This is a genomic window from Kocuria rhizophila (assembly GCF_003667225.1).
Taxonomy (GTDB): Bacteria; Actinomycetota; Actinomycetes; order Actinomycetales; family Micrococcaceae; genus Kocuria; species Kocuria rhizophila.
In genome coordinates this window covers 1-4,050 of sequence record NZ_RCOM01000127.1, presented here as the reverse complement: position 1 = coordinate 4,050, position 4,050 = coordinate 1, and the positions used below count along the sequence as shown (strand labels likewise).

Genomic DNA, 4,050 nt, shown 5'->3' with positions numbered 1-4,050 from the left:
GTCCAGCAGCGCAGCACCCGCCCCCGCCGTGGAACGGGGCACCCGCCCCGAGGACGAACGGCTGGGTGCCGGGCGCACCGTGGTCTACGCCGTCCAGCACATCCTCACCATGTACGGCGGGCTTATCGCCGTGCCGCTCGTGGTGGCCGGAGCCGCGGGGTACGACGCCGCCACGACCGCCCTGCTCGTGGCCGCCGCTCTGTTCGTGGGCGGGTTCGCCACGTTCCTGCAGGCGTGGGGGCTGCCGCGGATCGGCTGCCAGCTGCCGCTCGTGCAGGGGGTGTCCTTCACCGGGATCGCCACCATGCTGTCCGTGCTGGCCACGGGCGGTGGCATGCCGTCCGTGATGGGCTCCATCATGGTGGCCTCCGTGTTCGGGTTCCTGATGGCCCCGTTCTTCGCCCGCGTGCTGCGGTTCTTCCCGCCCGTGGTCACGGGGTCGATCATCACGACGATCGGCATCACCCTGGTGCCCGTGGCGGCGTCGTGGTCCATGGGCGGGGACGAGAAGGCGCCCGGGTACGGCTCGCTGGCGAACATCGCCCTGGCGGGGGTCACGCTGCTCGCGGTGCTGCTGCTGTCCAAGTTCGGCGGCGCGGTGCTGTCCCGGCTGGCCATCCTGGTGGCGATCGTCGTCGGCACCGTGGTGGCGTGGGCCGTGGGCATGGCGGACTTCTCGCAGGTGGGGCAGGGCCCGTGGTTCGCGCTGCCCTCGCCGTTCCACTTCGGCCCGCCCACGTTCCACATGGCGGCGATCGTGGCCATGTGCATCGTGATCCTGGTGAACATGGCGGAGACCACCGCGGACATCCTGGCCCTGTCCGAGGTCACGGGATCGCGCATCGACTCCGCGCGCATCGCGGACGGGCTGCGCGCGGACATGCTCTCCTCCGCCGTGGCGCCCGTGTTCAACTCCTTCACCCAGACCGCGTTCGTGCAGAACGTGGGCCTGGTGGCGATCACCAAGGTCAAGAGCCGCTACGTGGTGGCACTGGGCGGCGTGTTCATGGTGCTGCTGGGCATGCTCCCGGTGCTCGGCCAGGTGATCGCCGCGATCCCGCTGCCGGTGATGGGTGGCGCGGGCTTCGTGCTGTTCGGCACCGTGATGTCCTCGGGCATCCGCACCCTGGCACGGGTGGACTACCGCGGGGGCATGAACCTGATCATCGTGGCAGTGTCCCTGTCCTTCGGGATGGTGCCAATCGTGGCCCCGGGCTTCTACGCGGCGTTCCCCTCCTGGGTGGGCATCATCTTCTCCTCCGGGATCTCCTCCGCCGCGGTGGCCGCGCTGGTGATGAACTTCTTCTTCAACGAGCTCAGCGTGCACAAGCGCTCCACGGAGGCCATGGGCATGGGCACCGTGGGACTGCGTGTGCTCTCCCCACGGGAGGCCGGCGCCCTGCAGGACGGCGACCAGTTCGTGGACGGCCGCCTGCTGGACGCCCACGGGCGGGAGATCCCGTTCGCGTCCTCCCAGGAGCAGTACGAGTCGGTGCGCGAACGCATCAACGCGGGTGAGCTCACCTCGTTGGACGAGATCCGCCGCGCGGTGGTCGAGTAACGGACGACGCCGCCCTCCACCCCGTCGGTGTGCGTCGTCTGCTCGTGCCATTACTCCGTTAGTGCAGAATTCAACGCAGAAATCTGCACTAGCGGAGCAAAAGCAGAGGCGGGGCATGGGCATCCCGCACACCCCCCGGCCGGTCAGCTCAGCGGCGGATCCGGTGGTAGGCCGCCGCCACGTCCTGCGCCCTGGGCAGCGCCAGATGTCCCGGGTGGCCCCGGTGGTGGGCCAGGGCGTCCAGCCCGTCCCGCACCACCCGTTCCAGGGCGGCGTCCACGAGTTCGGTGAGGGGTGTGCGGCCGTCCGCCGTGCGCTCGACCTCCTCGATGAGCCGCGCGATCGCCTCCGTCTGCGAGGGATCCACGAGCTGGCTCAGGGCGGAGACGTCCACGTCCTCGCGGCCCCGCTGGATGGTGCCGAGCCCGCGAGCGCGAGCGGGTTTGTCCCTGCCACCCCGATGGGCGGTGCCGTGGCGCGGACCGGACCGGGCGGCGTCGTGCCCCGCGGCACCGGATCCGGGCGGGGTGGCACCGTGTTCAGCCGGGAGCGTGTCGGACGCTCCCGAGACGCCGCCGGGAACGTGGGGGCGGATCTCCCCGAAGGACTCCGCGGGACGCATGTCGTCGGGGCGCGGGAAGTCCCGCACCACCTGTCGCGCGCGGTCGGTGACGTCCAGGGCACGGTAGTCGTGCATGGCGATCACGAGGTCCGCGACGTCCAGGAACGCCCCGGAGCCGCCCGTGACCAGGATCGAGGACACCCCGCGCTCGGTGTAGAGGGCGCCCACCCGGTCCACGAACGGCGTGATGGGCTCGCGCTCGCCCGGGACCATGGCGCGCATGCGCTCGTCCCGGACCATGAGGTTGGTGGCGCACGTGTCCTCGTCCAGCAGCAGCACGCCGGCCTCCGCCTCCACCGCCTCGACCGTGGCGGCCGCCTGGGACGTGGAGCCGGACGCGTTGGACGTGCTGAAGTCGCGGGTGTCCGCGCCGGTGGGCAGGTTGGTGATGAACGGGGAGACGTCCGTGTGGGACACCGCCCGGCCGTCCTCCGCGCGCACGGACACGGCACTCGGCAGGGTCACCACGCGCTCGCGGCCGTCGCCGGGCACGTGGCTGTAGACCCCGCGCTCCAGGGCCTGCAGCAGCGTGGACTTGCCGTGGTAGCCGCCGCCCACGATCACCGTGACACCCTCGGGCACGCCCATGCCGCTCACCGTGGAGCCGTCCTCGAGCTCGAGCTCCACCCGCAGCGACGGCGGGGTCTCGAACGGCACCGCACCATGGGCGAGCGGCTCGTCCCGGTGACCGGAGGCGCGGGGCAGCACGGCGCCGTCGGCCACGAACGCCACGAGGCCGCGCTGGGGCAGCTGCGCGCGCAAGTGCTGGGCGTCCAGGTGGGAGGTCACGTGGGCTTGCAGGGCGCGGGCGTCCAGGTTCTCGTACCGCAGCGCGCGCTCGACGACGCCCGGCAGCACCTCCATGAGCAGCCGGTGCGCGGCGTGGCCCTTGATGCGCCGCCCGGCGGCGGGCAGGGCGATCTCGCAGCGCACCTCCACGGCTCCCGCGTCAGCGGTCTCCGACGACGCCGCACGGCTGGCTCCGCACCCCCGGTCCACCGTTCCGGTATCCCCCGCACGGCGCATCCCGGACTCGCGTGCCGGGGCGGGATCCACCGCGTTCCCGGGATCCGGCACGATCACGGAGGAGCGTTCAAGGATCTCCTGGCCCGTGCGCTGGATCGAGATGCCTCCGGAGTCCTTGCCGCCGCGCGGACCCAGGTCCCGGGCGGCCCGGGCGAACTCCCGGGTGAGGAAGTCCCCGGCGGCCACGCGGGCGTCCCGGGTGGCGATCAGCTCGGGCGGGATCCCGGCGTCGGACAGGCTGACCCGGATCCGCGCCAGGGACGGCGGGGCGTACGGGTCCGACTGCACCCGGTCCACGATCAGCTCCGCATCTCCCAGCCGCCACGAGCCCTTGAGCTGCTTGTAGGCGCCGTAGCTGCCGCCGTCCAGGCGGCGGAGGGTCTGGGCGAGGTCCGTGCGCGGTGAGCTCATGGGTCCATGGCACCACACGAACCGGGTCCGCTGCACTCGCCGCCGCGCGGCCACTCCCCTGGCGCGCCACCGCGCGGCGCAGCGGCCCGGCGGTCAGGGTCTGCGCGCGACGAGCTGGTACGTGTGCCAGTGCTTGGGCCCGGAGAACGCGGGGCCGTCGCGCTCCTCCTCGTGCAGACGCAGCACCTCCAGGCCGGTGACCAGCTCGTCCACCTCGTCACGGCTCAGGAACGTGCCGTCCCCCGCGGCCCAGTTCGACGGCGCTGCGCCCCTCACCGGGTCCCGCCGCCTCCGCCGCCAGGCGGGCGAGAAGCCGGATGCCCCGTCCGGCCTGGGCGGCGTTGTACCGGCCCCAGTGGTCCGCGTCCACGTGTCCCATGCGAACCAGTATGCTCCGCCCGCCCGTTCAGGCGGCGACCCTCCGCTGCAC

The 4,050-nt window shown here is 72.6% G+C and carries 3 protein-coding genes; 1 reads left to right on the top strand and 2 read right to left on the bottom strand.

From position 1 onward, the window contains the following. Positions 1–1,561 (top strand): nucleobase:cation symporter-2 family protein (locus tag D9R02_RS11350; RefSeq protein WP_438819418.1); only part of this gene is annotated, 1,561 nt, incomplete at its 5' end. Positions 1,562–1,709: 148 nt separating this feature from the next. On the opposite strand, the gene D9R02_RS11345 is transcribed toward D9R02_RS11350, so the two are convergent. Beyond that, a complete protein-coding gene (locus tag D9R02_RS11345; protein ID WP_121566936.1) occupies positions 1,710–3,620 on the bottom strand; it encodes an ABC-ATPase domain-containing protein in 1,911 nt (636 codons plus the stop codon). A 93-nt stretch (positions 3,621–3,713) separates the two neighbouring features. Next, positions 3,714–3,896, bottom strand: coding sequence for a hypothetical protein (locus D9R02_RS11340; RefSeq protein ID WP_070637111.1), 183 nt, complete (start codon positions 3,894–3,896; stop codon positions 3,714–3,716). Between the last annotated feature and the right edge of the window lie 154 nt (positions 3,897–4,050).

What these genes read in the sequence shown, in the direction of transcription:
- D9R02_RS11345 (WP_121566936.1), bottom strand. Translation starts at nt 3,620, where the DNA reads ATGAGCTCACCGCGCACGGACCTCGCCCAGACCCTCCGCCGCCTGGAC.